Below are 15,213 nucleotides of genomic sequence, written 5' to 3' on the forward strand. Positions count from 1 at the left end.
CCAGTCCGGCGCCCTTCGCGACAGGCCATCCCGGCCGATGCTGGTATCAGCGCCGAGGTATGAGGATGCTGCCCTCTATATGATCGAAGGCTGTAGAGAACAGGTTAAGTCCGGATAACGATACTCTTTGATAACAATCGCTTTTCTTATTCATATTTTTATTTCTTATTTAGATCTGAAGCCTGGATTATTCATGAAACTAAAGTTGTTTTTTTACAGGAAGTGCCGAAAATAGCCTCCCATCAACACAGCATATGTGATTGATAAATTTATACCATCTGGAATATACAAATTAAATATATAAGGAATTGTGATGAAAGTACTTTCTCTTGAAGAAATGAATGCCGTTTCGGGTGCCTACTCCTGGAGCAGCCCTTGGGATATTTTTGGCAATATCGGTGAAGCGGTAGTTAGCGCAACGCTTGGCGCGGTTGCCGGTTTTGCTGCGGGAGCCGCTATTGGTGGCAAGCACGGCGGTGACGGCGGCGGGGTACTTGGTTTTGGTATTATCGGCCAGGGCGTAGGTATGATCGTTGCCGGTGTTATCGGTGGCGTTACCTGCGGTATTGGGGCGACGATTATTGGTTACGAAGAAACCTGGAAATATACCCAAACGCTGGTCGACGGTTTCCTGGACGGTACCTTTAATCCATAATTTTTAATTAATTCCTCTTCTGGCCCGATGCGTCGGGCCTTTTTATATCAGGTCAGGTACTCATGGGTAAAAGATTGTTCAGACAGGAAGCGATAGAGCATCAGCGAAGCTACTGGAAAGGACGCGTGATTTTGTTCGGAGGCGTTTCGCCGCTGATAGTTTCCGCCTGCTGTATCGCTTTTTTAGCTGTTATCATCGCCATGCTTTGCTTTTTTAAATATACCAAAAGAATTGATGTCGTCGGCGAGGTTATTACTCTGCCGCATCCTCTTAATATCTCCTCGCCGCTGCTGGGTTCGATCTCGAAACAGTATGTCCAGGTCGGTGACGTTGTTAAGAAAGGCGCCGTGCTATTTGAGCTGGATGTGTCCAAAAACACCGACGTCGGCAACGTCAGTGATACCAATGTTTCGATGGTGAAAGCCAAGATTGTCAATGCTGAAGATATCATCCAAAAACTAAAAGCTAACAAAGATGATTTTATTGGCACCACGCGTCGCCAGATTCAGCGCTATGAGCGCTCCCTGGATGAAACCGAGAAAATGCTGACGACGGCCAAAAAAGGGCTTTCACATATTGAGACATCGCTGAAGAACTACAGCAGCTACCTGCAGCGGGGATTGATTAATAAAGATCAGTACAATAATCAGCACTCTCTTTTCGTCCAGCAGCAAAATGCGTTTCAGTCGTTATCATCGCAGAAAATGCAGATAGAACTGCAGCTCACCCAGACCCGGAGTGATTTAACGGTAAAGACCGCTGAGATTGATAATCAGATTACTTCACAATATAGCCAGCTGAGAGATCTGCAAACTCAGCTGATTGAAAACAGCGCGAGCGGAAGGATTTTAGTGAAGTCGACGATTGATGGCCGGGTGGAGTCGATAGCCGTTACCCGGGGTCAAATGATCGAGGCCGGGAGTAGCCTGGCCCAGGTTAAGCAGCTTACCGGCATTAACTATTATTTACTGCTGTGGCTACCCGATAACAGTTTACCCTATGTCAAAATCGGCGATACCGTGAATATCCGCTACGATGCGTTTCCTTCAGATAAGTTTGGTCAATTTTCTGGCAAGGTGATGTCAATCTCATCAATGCCGGTTACCCGCCGGGAATTATCTGACTATGGCAATAGCCAGGCCAACAGCAATACGACACCCACGCTCTACAAAGCAATTATCAACGTTAAAGAAAAAGAGTTTATTTATAAGAACAGAACGCTTGTGCTATCGAATGGCCTTAAGGCGAAGAGCATTGTTTTTACCGAGGAGAGGCCGCTGTATCAGTGGCTGTTCTCACCAGTATATAAAGTAGTTCAGAGCCTTAAGGGACCCAAAGATGAATAAAGATGTGCTTGATTCAATTTTTAGAAGGATCAACTTTTCAATCAGGAACAAAGTCCCGGTAATTATACAGTCTGAATCAACGGAGTGCGGTAATGCCTGCTTAGCAATGATTTGTGGGTTCTACGGCAAAGATATCGATCTGTTCAACTTTCGCAATACCTACGGCTCCTCATCCCACGGAACGACGTTAAACGCCCTGGCGACGGTTGCGCAGAAGGCTGGCCTGAAAACGCGGGCATTATCCCTGGATATTGCAGAGATCGGCGAGCTCCGTCTGCCCTGCATACTGCACTGGTCATTAAATCACTTTGTCGTGCTGGTTGCGGTAAAGGGTAAGCGTTTTGTTATTAACGATCCGGCGCTTGGGCGACGCGTGGTTCATCGTAAGGAATTATCAGAAAACTTCAGCGGCATCGCGCTTGAGGCGTGGCCGGATAGCGGCTTCGTTCAGGAAAAGCAGCGCTCGCGGCTGAAGCTGCGGGAGCTAATGCACAACATTGTTGGCCTGAAGTCAGCGCTGACGAAAATATTGATGCTGTCGGTAGTCATTGAAACGGTGAATTTGCTGCTGCCTATGGGCACGCAGGTTGTTACCGACCATGTTATTACCGCACATGATGAAAACCTGCTGCTGGTCATCTGCGTCGGGCTAATGTTTTTTACGATTTTTAAAACCTGGGTCAGTATGCTGCGCGCGTGGGTTTCGCTAAAGCTGAATACGCTGACCGACGTGCAGTGGAAAACGAGCTTTTTCGATCATCTGATCGGCCTGCCGCTCGCTTTCTTTGAGAAGCGCCAGCTGGGGGATATACAGTCGCGGTTTGCTTCTCTGGATACTATCCGCTCGACCTTTACCAACAGCATCGTCAGCGGAATTATTGACTCCATCATGACCATCGGCCTGCTTGTGATGTTGAGCCTGTACGGCGGCTGGCTGGTGTGGGTTGTGCTGGGGTTCACTCTTTGCTACGCCGCGATGCGCGCGATCACCTATAAATTTTATCGCGCCATCAATGAAGAGCTGATCGTCAAACGCGCGCGTTCGGGCTCGCATTTTATGGAGACGCTGTACGGCATCGCGACGATAAAATCGCTTAACCTGAAAAACAGGCGCTCCCAGCACTGGCTGAATACCAATATCGATGTCAGCAACGCCGGTCTGAAGCAAACGCGTTTCGATATGCTGTTTGGCGGGATTAATACCTTCATTAACTCGGCCGATCAGGTTGTCATTTTATGGCTGGGCGCGCAGATGGTTATGGATAACACGATGACCATCGGGATGTATATGGCGTTTAACGCCTATCGCGGCCAGTTTGCCCAGCGCGCCGCGTCGCTTATCGACCTCACGATGCAGCTGAAAATGCTGTCGCTACATAACGAGCGTATTTCTGAAATTGTCTATAGCGAACCGGAGGCAGAGTCGCCGGTAAGAAAGATTTTTGCCGATGACGTCGGCGTGTCTTTAGACGTGCAGAATTTGGCCTATCAGTACGACCTGCTGTCAAAACCCGTTTTTTCTAACGTCAATATTAGCGTGGCCGCTGGAGAGTCCGTCGCGCTGATCGGCGCGTCAGGCATCGGTAAAACAACGTTACTCAAAGTCATGTCTGGCCTGCTGACGCCGGAGCGCGGCGATATATTTATCGGCGGTTTTGATATTAACAAAATCGGCATTAATAACTTCCGCAGCAATATCGCCTGCGTATTACAGGAGGACCGCCTGTTTTCCGGGTCTATTGCCGATAACATTTCGGGCTTTGATGAGGAGATGGATCGGGCGCTGCTCGTTGACTGCGCCATGAGATGCAATATCCATGAGGAGATCCAGCGCATGCCGATGGGCTATGAAACGATTATCGGCGAGCTTGGCGCCGGGATCTCCGGCGGTCAAAAGCAGCGCTTGCTCATTGCCCGGGCGCTCTACCAAAAGCCGAAAATTTTATTTATGGATGAGGCTACCAGCCATCTCGATATTAATAATGAAAAGATGGTCAACGCGGCGATTGAATCGTTAAACATCACCCGAATTATTATCGCCCACCGTCCTTCAACCATCGCCAGCGCCGATCGAATTATTGATTTAGCGAAACTGACCTCGTTGCCACAGCAGCTTACTACGGAGACTATTTGATGAACATCTTAACGGGTATTAATAGCGGAATAATTAAATCCCCCAACGCGGTGCTGGCGTTAGCCCTGAAGATGCAAAGCGTCCTGAGTGCGGAAGCGCTGGTGTATCTCCCGCCCGATCGGGTTCAGGACCTGGTATTTGCCGTTTTCAGCGGCTACCGCAGGCTGCAAATGCTGTTTCGCGAGGACCCCGAGAGCATCAGAGCCCGCACCATCGCCGATACCGAGCGGTTAAACCACCGCACGCTCTCCGTCACCCTTGATGAGATACATAACCCTAACGTCGCGCTGCGGGTGAGCGATTTTGTGGTGAAATATCATCAGGAGAAGGTCACCTTTCTATTCTTTTTGCAAAATGAGGAGGTGATATCCGTCGATCTGACGGTTACCCAGATGGAGTTTCTGCTCAACCTTTTGCTGGCAACGATACACAAGACCGAGGACGCGGCGTTTATTTCTTTGGCCCTGCAGGCAAACGATTTTATTCCGTTCTATACCGTCAATTTTGCCAATATCGACAGTAGCGGGATTAACTACAATAAATTTAACGTGCCGGCGTGGAAACTCTCCGCCTTCAGCGATTTTTATTCGCTGGTTATGATCGGCGACGACGGCGATATTCCGTGCGGGGCAATTATTAAAGCAATGCCGGAGCTTGAGGCCAGCCGGATTAAGACGATCGGTGAATTATTATTAAATAATAACCCATTGCTGGCTCCTTACCGGCAGCGAGCGCTGACCTTTGAGTATCAAAAGATCGATCCCCAGGTGAGAGAAGAGGAGATGGAGAAGCTGCTGCGGGCGCATATTCAGCATCGAACCACGAAGATGTCGCCATCAACGTGCTAGCTTCTCCTGGCAGAGTGCGCGAGGGAGAGCGGGGCGGATAGCGATCCGGCCCGCTCGCCGCCCGGTTATGCCCGCTGCGCCGGGCGCCGGTGCCGGTACAGCCACATCAGCTTATAGGCCGCCGGAATGATAAACAGCGACAGCAGCGGGGCGGTGATCATCCCGCCAATCATCGGCGCGGCGATGCGGCTCATCACCTCCGAACCGGCGCCGGTGCCCCATAAAATCGGCAGCAGGCCGGCGATAATGACCGCCACGGTCATCGCCTTTGGCCGCACGCGCAGCACCGCGCCGCGGTACAGCGCCTCGTCAAGCTTATCAGCGCTGAAGGTTTCCCCGTTTTCCAGCGACGGCTCCGCTTCAATGGCGTGGCGCAGATACATCAGCATCACCACGCCAAACTCCGCCGCTACCCCGGCAAGGGCGATAAAGCCGGTACCGGTCGCCACCGACAGATGGAACCCCATCCAGTAGAGGAACCAGATGCCGCCGACCAGTGCGAACGGCACGCTGGCGACGATCAGCAACGCCTCGCCAAAGCGACGGAACGCGAGGTACAGCAGGACGAAAATGATCATCAGCGTCATGGGGACCATCAGCTTCAGCTTCTGGTTGGCGCGTTCGAGCAGCTCAAACTGGCCGGAGTAGGAGACGCTGGTCCCCGGCTTCAGCTTCACGCCCTGGGCGATGGCCTGCTGCAGATCGTGCACCACCGACACCATGTCGCGATCCCTGGCGTCGATATAGATCCAGCTGGTCGGGCGGGCGTTCTCGGTTTTCAGCATCGACGGGCCGGTTACCACCTTGACCTCCGCCACGTCGCCGAGGACGATTTGCTGCTTCAGCGGAGTGAGGATCGGCAGCTGGCGCAGGGCCTCCGGGCTGTCGCGGTAGCTTTGCGGGTAGCGGATGTTGATCGGGTAGCGCTCGACGCCTTCTACCGTTTCGCCCACCATCGCGCCGCCGATGGCCGAGGAGACGAACAGCTGCACGTCGCCGACGCTCATGCCGTAGCGGGCGGCCTGCTCGCGGTTGATATCGATGTTGAGATAGCGCCCGCCGACCAGCCGCTCCGCCAGCGCCGAGGTGACGCCCGGCACGGTGCGGGCCACCGCTTCAATCTGCTCGGCGCTCTCGTCAATATCGGCGAGGTTAGTGCCGGAGACCTTAATACCGATCGGGCTCTTGATCCCGGTGGAGAGCATATCGATCCGGTTGCGGATCGGCGGCACCCACAGGTTGGCGAGTCCCGGCAGGCGCACGGCTTTATCCAGCTCCTCGACGATCTTCTCCATGGTCATCCCCGGGCGCCACTGATTCTGCGGCTTGAGCTGAATGGTGGTCTCGACCATCTCCAGCGGTGCGGAATCGGTGGCGGTCTCGGCCTTACCGGTTTTGCCGAATACGCGGGCCACTTCCGGCACCGTCATAATCAGCTTATCGGTCTTCTGCAGCATATCCGCCGCCTGCGAGGCGGAAATTCCCGGCAGGGTTGATGGCATATACAGCAGATCGCCTTCGTTGATCTGCGGCAGGAACTCGCCGCCCACCCGGCTGAGCGGCCAGATGACCGTCAGGATCGTTAGCGCCGCGACCAGCAGGGTCGCCTTCGGCCAGCGCAGCACCTTCAGCAGCAGCGGATGATAAATGCGGATCAGGAAGCGGTTGAGCGGGTTGCTGCTCTCCGCCGGGATCCTGCCGCGGATCCACAATCCCATCAGGATCGGGATCGCCACGATCGCCAGCAGCGCCGCCCCGGCCATCGACCAGGTTTTGGTAAACGCCAGCGGGCCGAACAGCTTACCTTCCTGCCCTTCGAGGGTGAAAATCGGGATAAACGACAGGGTGATAATCAGCAGGCTGATAAACAGCGCCGGGCCGACCTCCACCGAGGCGTCGGTGATGATTTTCCAGCGCGTGTCGTTATCGGGCCGCTCTCCGGGATGCTGATGATCCCACTCCTCCAGCCGCTTGTGGGCGTTTTCTATCATCACGATGGCGGCATCGACCATCGCCCCCACCGCAATCGCAATTCCGCCCAGCGACATGATGTTGGCGTTCAGCCCCTGGAAATGCATCATGATAAAGGCGAAGCACAGGCCGAGCGGGAGAGAGATAATGGCGACCAGCGCCGAACGTAGGTGCCACAGGAACAGGGCGCAGACCAGCGCGACGACGATAAACTCCTCCAGCAGCTTCATGCTGAGGTTGTCGATGGCCCGGTCGATCAGCTGGCTGCGGTCATAGGTGGTGACCACCTCAACCCCTTCCGGCAGGCTGCTCTGCAGGGACGCCAGTTTAGCCCTTACGGCCGAAATCACTTCGCGGGCGTTCTTGCCGGAGCGCAGGATCACCACGCCGCCGGCCACTTCGCCTTCGCCGTTCAGTTCGGCGATGCCGCGGCGCATTTCCGGGCCGATCTGCACCCTGGCGACGTCGCGCAGATAGACCGGCACGCCGCTGTCGCCGGTTGCCAGCACGATGTGGTTAAAGTCGTCGAGGCTTTGCAGATAGCCGCTGGCGCGCACCATATATTCGGCTTCCGCCAGCTCGACGGAAGAGCCGCCGGCCTCCTGGTTGGAGGTCTCCAGCGCCGATTTCACCGCCGCCAGGGTAATGCCGTACTGGGTCAGCTTCAGCGGGTCGACCACAACCTGATACTCTTTGACCACGCCGCCCACCGAGGCCACTTCCGAGACGTCCGGAATCGTTTTTAGCTCATATTTTAAAAACCAGTCCTGCAGCGAGCGCAGCTCGGCGAGGTCGTGCCTGCCGCTGCGGTCGACCAGCGCGTACTCGTAGATCCAGCCGACGCCGGTGGCATCCGGCCCCATTTCGGCGCTGACGCCGGCCGGAAGCTTGCCCTGCACCTGGTTGAGGTACTCCAGCACCCTTGAGCGCGCCCAGTAGGGATCGGTGCCGTCGGCAAAAATCACGTAGACGTAGGAGGCGCCGAACTGCGAGAAGCCGCGCACCGTTTTGGCCCCCGGCACCGAGAGCATGGTGGTGGTCAGCGGCCAGGTGACCTGGTTTTCGACGATTTGCGGCGCCTGGCCGGGGTAGCTGGTCTTGACGATCACCTGCACGTCAGAGAGATCCGGCAGGGCATCCACCGGCGTATGGACGATGGTCCACGTCCCCCAGATGCTGAGGAACAGCGCCCCCATCATCACCAGAAAGCGGTTGGCCACCGAGCGACGGATAATCCATTCAATCATTTGTCATCTCCTCAGTGCGCATGCGCCGCGCTATTCGGCACGTTTGGCGTCGCGGCGGTCGGCTTTGCGCGCATCCGATCCAGCGCGCCGGAGATATTGGCCTCGGAATCAATCAGGAACAGGCCGCTGGCGACCACCTTCTCTCCTTCGTGAATGCCGGAGCGGATCGCCGTCATATCGCCGGACTGCTGGAAGACCTCGACCGGTTTCGGCACGAAGCGGCCGTCGTCGCCCACGGTGATAACCCGCTGCTCCGCGCCGCTGTCGATCAGCGCTTTCGACGGGATCAGCAGCATCGGCTGACTCTGCGCGTTCAGCTTCAGCCAGGCGGTCATTCCCGGCTTCAGCGCCTCGTCCGGATTATCGACCTGCAGACGCAGCTGCAGCGTGCGGGTAGCCGCATCCACGCCGGGCAGCATGCTCCATTTGCTGATGGTGAAGGCTTTGTCCGGCCATGCCGGAACGGAAAGAGCAAACTGCGAGGCGTCTTTAATCAGCCAGGCGATAGATTCCGGCACCGAGGCGCTAATCCACACCGGGTCCATGCCCTGAATTTTGGCCACCACGTTATCTTTGGCGATGTTCATGCCGGTGCGAAGATCAAAGGCGGTAATCACGCCGTCAATCGGCGCTTTAAGGGTGAAGCGGGTCTGAATTTTGCGCGTCGCCTTCAGGCGGCGGATATCCTCATCGGGCATTCCGGCGAGGCGCAGCCGCTCGAGGATCCCCTCCACCTGGGTGGCGGTGCCGCCGGTTTCCTGCAGCAGCAGATATTCGCTCTGCGCCTCGACCCAGTCGGGAATGGTCAGGTCGATAAGCGGGGTGCCTTTCTTTATCTTATCCCCGACGGTCAGCGGGTAGACCCTGTCGATAAAGCCCGCCGAGCGCGCCTGGACGATGACAAACTGGTATTCGTTATAGCTGACGTTGGCCGGGAAGGTCCGGGCGTAGCTGAGCGGGCCGCGGACGACGGCGGCGGTTTTAACGCCCAGATTCTGGGTTTGCGTCGGGTCGATGCGTACGCCCGGCGCGGCCGAGGGCGGCGCCTCTTCATCGGCGTATTTGGCCACCAGGTCCATATCCATAAACGGCGATTTCCCCGGCTTATCAAAGCGCGTATTGGGGTACATCGGGTCATACCAGAACAGGACTTTACGCGCCTGTCCGGCGGCAGGCGCCGCGTCGCCCGCAGGGTGAGCAGGTGCAAGCCCACTATAGAGGCCCGCCGCAATCATCCCGCCAAGAGACATACTGCTGATAATGAGCGCAGCGGTTTTAAGTTTTAGAGAGACCATCGTAATGCGCTCCGTGAACACCTTATTAGTTAACGTGGATATCCTGTAATAAGGAGAGGTTGCCCTGTTGGATAAAGGTGAAGGCGACCTTATCGCCGGGCTTAACCGCGCCAAGCTGGGTTTGCGGAGTGATGGTGAAGCGCATGGTCATCGGCGGCCAGTTCAGCGCCGGGATGGCGTCATGGTCGATGGTGACTTTTTTACTCTCCATATCAATGATTTTGACTTCGCCGGTGGCGCTGATGGCCTGCGCCTGCCCGGCGGCGGGCATCATTTCGCCATGCTGGTGTCCGGCGGCCTGGGCGCCGGAGACCGCTGCGGACAGAAGAAGACCAAAAATGACCGTTTTTGCGACATGATTCATGATTAACACTCCTGATATTCAATAATGGGTTATTCGAGCCAGCCGCCGCCGAGGGCGGTAAAGAGCTGAATTTCGTTCACCTGGCGGGCGTAGTTGAGATCCAGCAGGGTCTGCTGCGTGGCGAACAGCGAACGTTCGGCGTCCAGCACTTCGATATAGCTGACTGCGCCGTGCTGATAGAGCGTTCCGGCGCGCTGGCGGGTGATTTGCAGGGAGGCGAGATAGCGCTGCTGGGCGCTGATTTGATCCGCCAGGCTCTGGCGCAGGGCCAGAGCATCGGCCACCTCTTTAAAAGCGTTCTGGATTTTCTGTTCGTAATTCACCACCGACTGCTGCTGGCGGATTTCGGCGACGTCGAGGTTGGCCTGATTTCGTCCGGCGTTGAATATCGGCAGCTCGATTTTAGGGATGAAGTTCCACATCCCGCTGGCCGGATTAAACAGGCTGGAGAGGTCGGCGCTGCTGCCGGAAAGCGAACTGGTTAGCGTAATCGACGGGAAGAAGGCCGCCCGCGCGGCGCCGATATTGGCGTTCGCCGCCCGCAGCCCGTGCTCGGCCTCTAAAATATCGGGGCGCTGGAGCAGGATCTGCGAGGAGAGGGCGGGCGGCAGCCTGAGGCCGTGAATATCCCCCGCGCCGTCGGCCGCATCGTCCGGCAGGCGCTGATAGCTGCCTAGCAGCAGCTGCAGGGCGTTGTTGGCCTGCGCCAGCTCGCCTTCCCGCCTGGCGATGTCGGCGCGGGTGCTTTCAATTACTCCGCGCGCCTGCTCCAGCGCCAGCACGCTGCTGCTGCCGGTCAGCAGCTGTTTCTCTACGAAAGCGTAGGACTGGCGGTAGTTTTGTAACGTCTCGCGGGCCACGGCGAGCTGCGCTGCGGCCAGCCGCTGGTTGAAGTAGCTTTGTGAAACGTTCGAAATCAATAATATGTGCACCGCGCGCTGGGCTTCTACGCTGGCGAAAAAGGTCTGCCGCTGCGCTTCACTCATGTTTTTCAGGCGGCCGAAGAAGTCGAGATCGAAGCTGAGGTTCAGCCCGGCCTGATAGTCGCTGCTGGTGGTGGTATCGCCTTTAAGCTTCCCGCCGTAGGTGGTGCTGGCGGAGGCGTCGAGCTGCGGATAGCGGTCAGCATCGGTCACGCCGTACTGCGCCCGCGCTTCCTGCACTTTCAGGGTCGCCATGCGCAGGTCCCGGTTATTGCCAAGCGCGGTGGCAATCAGCGATTTAACCTGCGGGTCGGCGAAAAACGCGCGCCAGCCGGTCTCCTGATAGTCCGCAGGCGGCGTCACCAGTTGGTTCTGGCTGAGGGAGAACTGCTGCGGCACCGGCGAGGTCGGCTGGCGGTAGTCCGGGGCTAAGGAGAGACAGCCCGTCAGGATAAAAATAACGCTGAGCGAAATAAGCTTTAACTGGCGCATAGTGGCAGGTTTATCGGCTATCAGGGAATGCCCTGTACTTTACGCAACGGCGTCTGTTTGACGCGTGACGGGAAAATGACAAAGCTGTCATTTTCCTGAGAATTCATTGCTATCCGGTTGGGCTCCTCTAAAATTGAAAGCCCGCACAATCGGCGCGTGAAGGAGCAGGTGATGAAGATTTTGATCGTCGAAGATGAGATGAAAACCGGTGAGTACCTGACGAAAGGGCTGACGGAAGCCGGTTTTGTTGTCGATCTGGCGGATAACGGTCTGAACGGCTATCACCTGGCGATGACCAGCGATTATGACCTGCTGATCCTCGACATCATGCTGCCGGATGTGAACGGCTGGGATATCGTCAGAATGCTGCGTTCCGCCGATAAAGGCATGCCGATCCTGCTGCTGACCGCGCTGGGGACCGTTGAGCATCGGGTGAAGGGGCTGGAGCTCGGGGCCGATGATTATCTGGTCAAGCCCTTTGCCTTTGCCGAACTGCTGGCGCGGGTGAGGACGCTCCTGCGCCGCGGGGCGGCGACGATCGTTGAGAGCCAGTTCCAGGTGGCGGATTTAACGCTCGACCTGGTCAGCCGCAGGGTGACCCGCGCGGGCGCGCGCATCACGCTGACCAGCAAAGAGTTTACGCTGCTGGAGTTCTTTATTCGTCATCAGGGGGAAGTGCTGCCCCGTTCGCTAATCGCCTCCCAGGTTTGGGACATGAATTTTGACAGCGACACCAACGCCATCGACGTGGCGGTGAAGCGGCTGCGGGGTAAAATCGATAATGATTTTGAACCTAAGCTTATCCAGACCGTGCGCGGCGTCGGCTACGTGCTAGAGGTGCCGGATGGCGATTAAGCTGCGGCGGCGGCCCTTTTCGCTGGCGACGCGGCTGACCTTTTTTATCAGCCTGGCGACGATAGTGGCCTTTTTCGCCTTCACCTGGATAATGATCCATTCGGTAAAGGCGCACTTTGAAGAACGCGACGCCCACGACCTCAGGCAGCTGGCCACCACCCTTGAGACGGTGCTCAACCACGCCGACTATCCTCAGGCGCGGCGGCTGGAGATCTTAAAGAACGTGATCGATGGCTACGCCAACGTCTTTATTTGCCTCGATGACGGCAGCGGCCAGACCCTTTTCCAGTCACCGAACGGCCCGGATCTCAGCCATATCATGAGCACGCCGGGCATTGCCGCCAGGCTGCAGGATGGCAACGTTATTTCGTGGGTGGATCCGCATCCGCGGGCGTTAACTCACGATAACCACCAGATGCAGACCCGCTCCTGGCGGCTGATTATGCTGCCGCTTGGCCGCGCGGCGGACGGCAGGCCGGCCTACCGCCTGCTTATGGCCCTGTCGATCGATTTTCATCTCCACTATATTAACGAGCTGAAGGCGAGGCTGATTTCGGCGGCGACGATTATCAGCATCCTTATCTTCTTTATTGTGCTGTTCGTGGTCTATCACGGGCATAAGCCGATTCGCCGGGTCAGCCGACAGATTCAAAACATTACCTCCCGCGACCTCGACGTGCGCTTAAACCCGCAGTCGGTGCCGATTGAGCTGGAGCGACTGGTGCTGTCGTTTAACCATATGCTGGAACGTATCGAGGATGTGTTTACCCGTCAGTCCAACTTCTCCGCGGATATTGCCCATGAGATCCGCACGCCGATCACCAACCTGGTGACCCAGACGGAGATTGCGCTCAGTCAGACCCGCAGTCAAAAAGAGCTGGAGGATGTGCTGTACTCCAATCTGGAAGAGTTCTCGCGGATGTCGCGGATGGTCAGCGATATGCTGTTTCTGGCGCAGGCCGACAACAATCAGCTGATCCCGGAGCTAAAAGCGCTGAATCTGGCCGATGAGGTCAGCAAGGTCTTCGACTTCTTTGAGGCCTGGGCCGAGGAGCGGGAAGTGACCCTGCACTTCAGCGGCAGCGCCTGCTGGGTGGTGGGCGACCCGCTGATGCTGCGCCGGGCGATGAGTAATTTGCTCTCTAACGCCATTCGCTACACGCCGGGCGGCCGGGCGGTCACCGTTCACCTGACGGAGGCCGATGCCCGGGTTCAGCTGATCGTTGAGAATCCGGGAGCGCCGATACCTGCAGAGCATCTGTCGCGGCTTTTCGACCGCTTCTACCGCGTCGATCCCTCCCGCCAGCGTAAAGGTGAGGGGAGCGGCATTGGCCTGGCTATCGTTAAATCGATCGTCACGGCGCACCGCGGCAGCGTGGCGGTAGAGTCCGACGCGCGCTCAACCCGCTTTATTCTGACGCTGCCAAAACGGGCGTAATAAAAGCAGGTAATAAAAGCAGACCATAAAAAGAAGCCTGGCGGTGCCAGGCTTTGGGAGGCTTACTCTTCGAAGTACCAGTAACCCTGGTTGATAAGGCGCGTTAGCTCGGCGATAAAGTCCGGGTTATGCAGCCCCTTGCCCAGCTCATCTTTACTCAGCGAGGTGTAGCGGCACAGCGCGTCCAGCGCGTCGACATCGGTGATTGCCAGCGCTTCGCTGTTCACAAAGAAGCTGTCGCCGATATGCAGCACGCGCAGGCCGCTCAGGCGGGCCAGCGTTTCGCCGCCGTTGAGGGCATCAACAACCTCTTCTTCTGCATAAGGCGGCTCGGCCGGCGCGATGTCCAGATCGTGACGCGGGGTGGTAGCAAAGCGGCCAAACCACTGGGTAAAGTCCTCCGGCTGGCTAATCATGTCGATCATCATCCCGCGCAGCCGGTCGAGCTCATACTCTTCAACCCGACCGGGATGTTCGCGACAGGTCAGGTCCGGATCGCTGTAGTGCTCGCCGCCGAGATCGTTTTCCAGCGCGTAGTCGGCAAAGCTGCTGATCAGGTCGCGACCGTTCGGCCCGCGGAAGCCAACGGAGTAGTTGAGCGCCGTTTCGTGGGTGATGCCGTCGTGCGGGAATCCCGGTGGAATATAAAGGATATCGCCTGGCTCGAGGTCTTCATCAATAATCGGTGGGAAAGGATCGACGTGCAGCAGCGCCGGGTGCGGGCAAAACTGACGCATCGGCAGCTTGTCGCCCACGCGCCAGCGGCGGCTGCCCATACCCTGAATAATGAAGACATCGTACTGGTCGATGTGCGGGCCAACGCCGCCGCCCGGGACCGAGAAGGAGATCATCAGGTCATCAAGACGCCAGTCAGGCAGCACGCGGAACGGGCGAACCAGCTCGGCGGCAGGCATATGCCAATGGTTGACCGCCTGCGCCAGCAGCGACCAGCCGGTTTCGCCCAGGCCATCAAAATGTTCGAACGGCCCGTTGCTGGCCTGCCACTGCTCGTTCACCAGGCTGACCAGCCGGCTGTCGACTTCCGGTTCCATGGCCAGACCCGCCAGCTCGTCCGGGGTGATCGGATCGACGAAGTTTGGGAAAGCATTCTTTAATACTACCGGCTGCTTTTGCCAGTACTTCTCTAAAAACTCGGGCCAGTTAATGTTCAGTTGATAAGCCATAGATTCACACCAGTAAGGAGAAACGGTCCTGATTATAAAAAGGTGTGAACCGAGGGCGCCTTGTCGTGAGTCAAAGCGGCTGCTTAATCCACCGTTTATGGCTCCTCTACGCCAGCGGCCGCCGTCTGCGTGCGGGACGCCATACATTTTTTGAAAAAACTGCCTGGAGATGGGAATAGGCCGCAGGCCGCGCCAGTCCTGGGTTTTAGCGGTATCAGCTATTCGTGAGATGGAAGGGGGAGTTCAAATAATGAGCGCTTGATAGGTTTTTTGTATTTTAAGGCTTGCCATACCAAAAGAACTCCCTATAATGCGCTCCCACTGACACGGCAAATGTGAACAACTTCACAGATTAAGCCGGTTCGGTTGAAGAGAAAAATCCTGAATTAAAGGGTTGACTCTGAAAGAGGAAAGCGTAATATACGCCACCTCGCAACGGTGAGCGAAAGCCGCGTTGCACT

General features: G+C 56.7%; 11 protein-coding genes. 6 read left to right on the top strand and 5 right to left on the bottom strand.

Features of this window, described 5'->3' with window-relative positions; genetic code table 11:
* Nucleotides 1–313: 313 nt before the first annotated feature.
* The 4 genes from M2416_RS14940 to yjeJ all read left to right on the top strand — a co-directional run bounded on the left by M2416_RS14940 (nucleotide 314) and on the right by yjeJ (nucleotide 4,983).
* Nucleotides 314–655, top strand: a complete 342-nt coding sequence (locus M2416_RS14940; RefSeq protein ID WP_076946939.1) for a hypothetical protein — start codon at nucleotides 314–316, stop codon at nucleotides 653–655.
* Between the two features lie 62 nt (nucleotides 656–717).
* A complete protein-coding gene (locus tag M2416_RS14945; RefSeq protein WP_076946938.1) occupies nucleotides 718–2,001 on the top strand; it encodes an HlyD family secretion protein in 1,284 nt (427 codons plus the stop codon).
* Complete coding sequence (locus M2416_RS14950; protein WP_041143854.1) at nucleotides 1,994–4,135, top strand: peptidase domain-containing ABC transporter; 2,142 nt, start codon at nucleotides 1,994–1,996, stop codon at nucleotides 4,133–4,135. Before M2416_RS14945 ends, M2416_RS14950 begins: the two co-directional genes overlap by 8 nt.
* Complete coding sequence (gene yjeJ, locus M2416_RS14955) at nucleotides 4,135–4,983, top strand: YjeJ family protein (RefSeq protein WP_259225471.1); 849 nt, start codon at nucleotides 4,135–4,137, stop codon at nucleotides 4,981–4,983. The genes M2416_RS14950 and yjeJ overlap by 1 nt, the downstream gene beginning before the upstream one ends.
* 65 nt (nucleotides 4,984–5,048) lie before the next feature.
* Here the strand turns inward: yjeJ and M2416_RS14960 are convergent, their stop codons facing one another.
* From M2416_RS14960 to M2416_RS14975, 4 genes are read right to left on the bottom strand one after another with little or no spacing between them, the layout of a single operon-like run.
* Nucleotides 5,049–8,201, bottom strand: a complete 3,153-nt coding sequence (locus M2416_RS14960; RefSeq protein ID WP_076946935.1) for a CusA/CzcA family heavy metal efflux RND transporter — start codon at nucleotides 8,199–8,201, stop codon at nucleotides 5,049–5,051.
* 11 nt (nucleotides 8,202–8,212) lie between these two features.
* Complete coding sequence (locus M2416_RS14965; protein ID WP_259225472.1) at nucleotides 8,213–9,496, bottom strand: efflux RND transporter periplasmic adaptor subunit; 1,284 nt, start codon at nucleotides 9,494–9,496, stop codon at nucleotides 8,213–8,215.
* A 25-nt stretch (nucleotides 9,497–9,521) separates the two neighbouring features.
* Nucleotides 9,522–9,860, bottom strand: coding sequence for a cation efflux system protein CusF (gene cusF / locus M2416_RS14970; protein ID WP_143992409.1), 339 nt, complete (start codon nucleotides 9,858–9,860; stop codon nucleotides 9,522–9,524).
* A 29-nt stretch (nucleotides 9,861–9,889) separates the two neighbouring features.
* Complete coding sequence (locus M2416_RS14975; protein ID WP_259225474.1) at nucleotides 9,890–11,275, bottom strand: Cu(I)/Ag(I) efflux RND transporter outer membrane protein; 1,386 nt, start codon at nucleotides 11,273–11,275, stop codon at nucleotides 9,890–9,892.
* Nucleotides 11,276–11,446: 171 nt separating this feature from the next.
* On the opposite strand from M2416_RS14975, the gene M2416_RS14980 reads away from it, so the two are divergent.
* Together M2416_RS14980 and M2416_RS14985 are read left to right on the top strand one after the other, a co-directional pair.
* Nucleotides 11,447–12,130 carry a copper/silver response regulator transcription factor gene (locus tag M2416_RS14980; protein ID WP_045853224.1) on the top strand — a complete coding sequence of 228 codons (684 nt, stop codon included), beginning with the start codon at nucleotides 11,447–11,449 and terminating at the stop codon, nucleotides 12,128–12,130.
* Nucleotides 12,120–13,568 (top strand): Cu(+)/Ag(+) sensor histidine kinase, encoded by a 1,449-nt coding sequence (locus M2416_RS14985; protein ID WP_259225475.1) that lies wholly within the window; start codon nucleotides 12,120–12,122, stop codon nucleotides 13,566–13,568. The genes M2416_RS14980 and M2416_RS14985 overlap by 11 nt, the downstream gene beginning before the upstream one ends.
* 62 nt (nucleotides 13,569–13,630) lie before the next feature.
* Here the strand turns inward: M2416_RS14985 and M2416_RS14990 are convergent, their stop codons facing one another.
* Nucleotides 13,631–14,752: a ribosomal protein uL16 3-hydroxylase gene (locus tag M2416_RS14990; RefSeq protein WP_259225479.1), complete on the bottom strand. Its 1,122-nt coding sequence runs from the start codon at nucleotides 14,750–14,752 to the stop codon at nucleotides 13,631–13,633.
* Nucleotides 14,753–15,213: the final 461 nt, after the last annotated feature.

The organism is Klebsiella sp. BIGb0132 (assembly GCF_024810075.1).
Classification (GTDB): domain Bacteria; phylum Pseudomonadota; class Gammaproteobacteria; order Enterobacterales; family Enterobacteriaceae; genus Klebsiella; species Klebsiella terrigena.

Bases quoted from the DNA above. Each gene is read 5' to 3' on its own strand.
- cusF (WP_143992409.1), bottom strand. From the start codon at position 9,860: ATGAATCATGTCGCAAAAACGGTCATTTTTGGTCTTCTTCTGTCCGCA.
- M2416_RS14960 (WP_076946935.1), bottom strand. From the start codon at position 8,201: ATGATTGAATGGATTATCCGTCGCTCGGTGGCCAACCGCTTTCTGGTG.
- M2416_RS14980 (WP_045853224.1), top strand. From the start codon at position 11,447: ATGAAGATTTTGATCGTCGAAGATGAGATGAAAACCGGTGAGTACCTG.
- M2416_RS14965 (WP_259225472.1), bottom strand. From the start codon at position 9,496: ATGGTCTCTCTAAAACTTAAAACCGCTGCGCTCATTATCAGCAGTATG.
- M2416_RS14985 (WP_259225475.1), top strand. From the start codon at position 12,120: ATGGCGATTAAGCTGCGGCGGCGGCCCTTTTCGCTGGCGACGCGGCTG.
- M2416_RS14940 (WP_076946939.1), top strand. From the start codon at position 314: ATGAAAGTACTTTCTCTTGAAGAAATGAATGCCGTTTCGGGTGCCTAC.
- M2416_RS14950 (WP_041143854.1), top strand. From the start codon at position 1,994: ATGAATAAAGATGTGCTTGATTCAATTTTTAGAAGGATCAACTTTTCA.
- M2416_RS14990 (WP_259225479.1), bottom strand. From the start codon at position 14,752: ATGGCTTATCAACTGAACATTAACTGGCCCGAGTTTTTAGAGAAGTAC.
- yjeJ (WP_259225471.1), top strand. From the start codon at position 4,135: ATGAACATCTTAACGGGTATTAATAGCGGAATAATTAAATCCCCCAAC.
- M2416_RS14975 (WP_259225474.1), bottom strand. From the start codon at position 11,275: ATGCGCCAGTTAAAGCTTATTTCGCTCAGCGTTATTTTTATCCTGACG.
- M2416_RS14945 (WP_076946938.1), top strand. From the start codon at position 718: ATGGGTAAAAGATTGTTCAGACAGGAAGCGATAGAGCATCAGCGAAGC.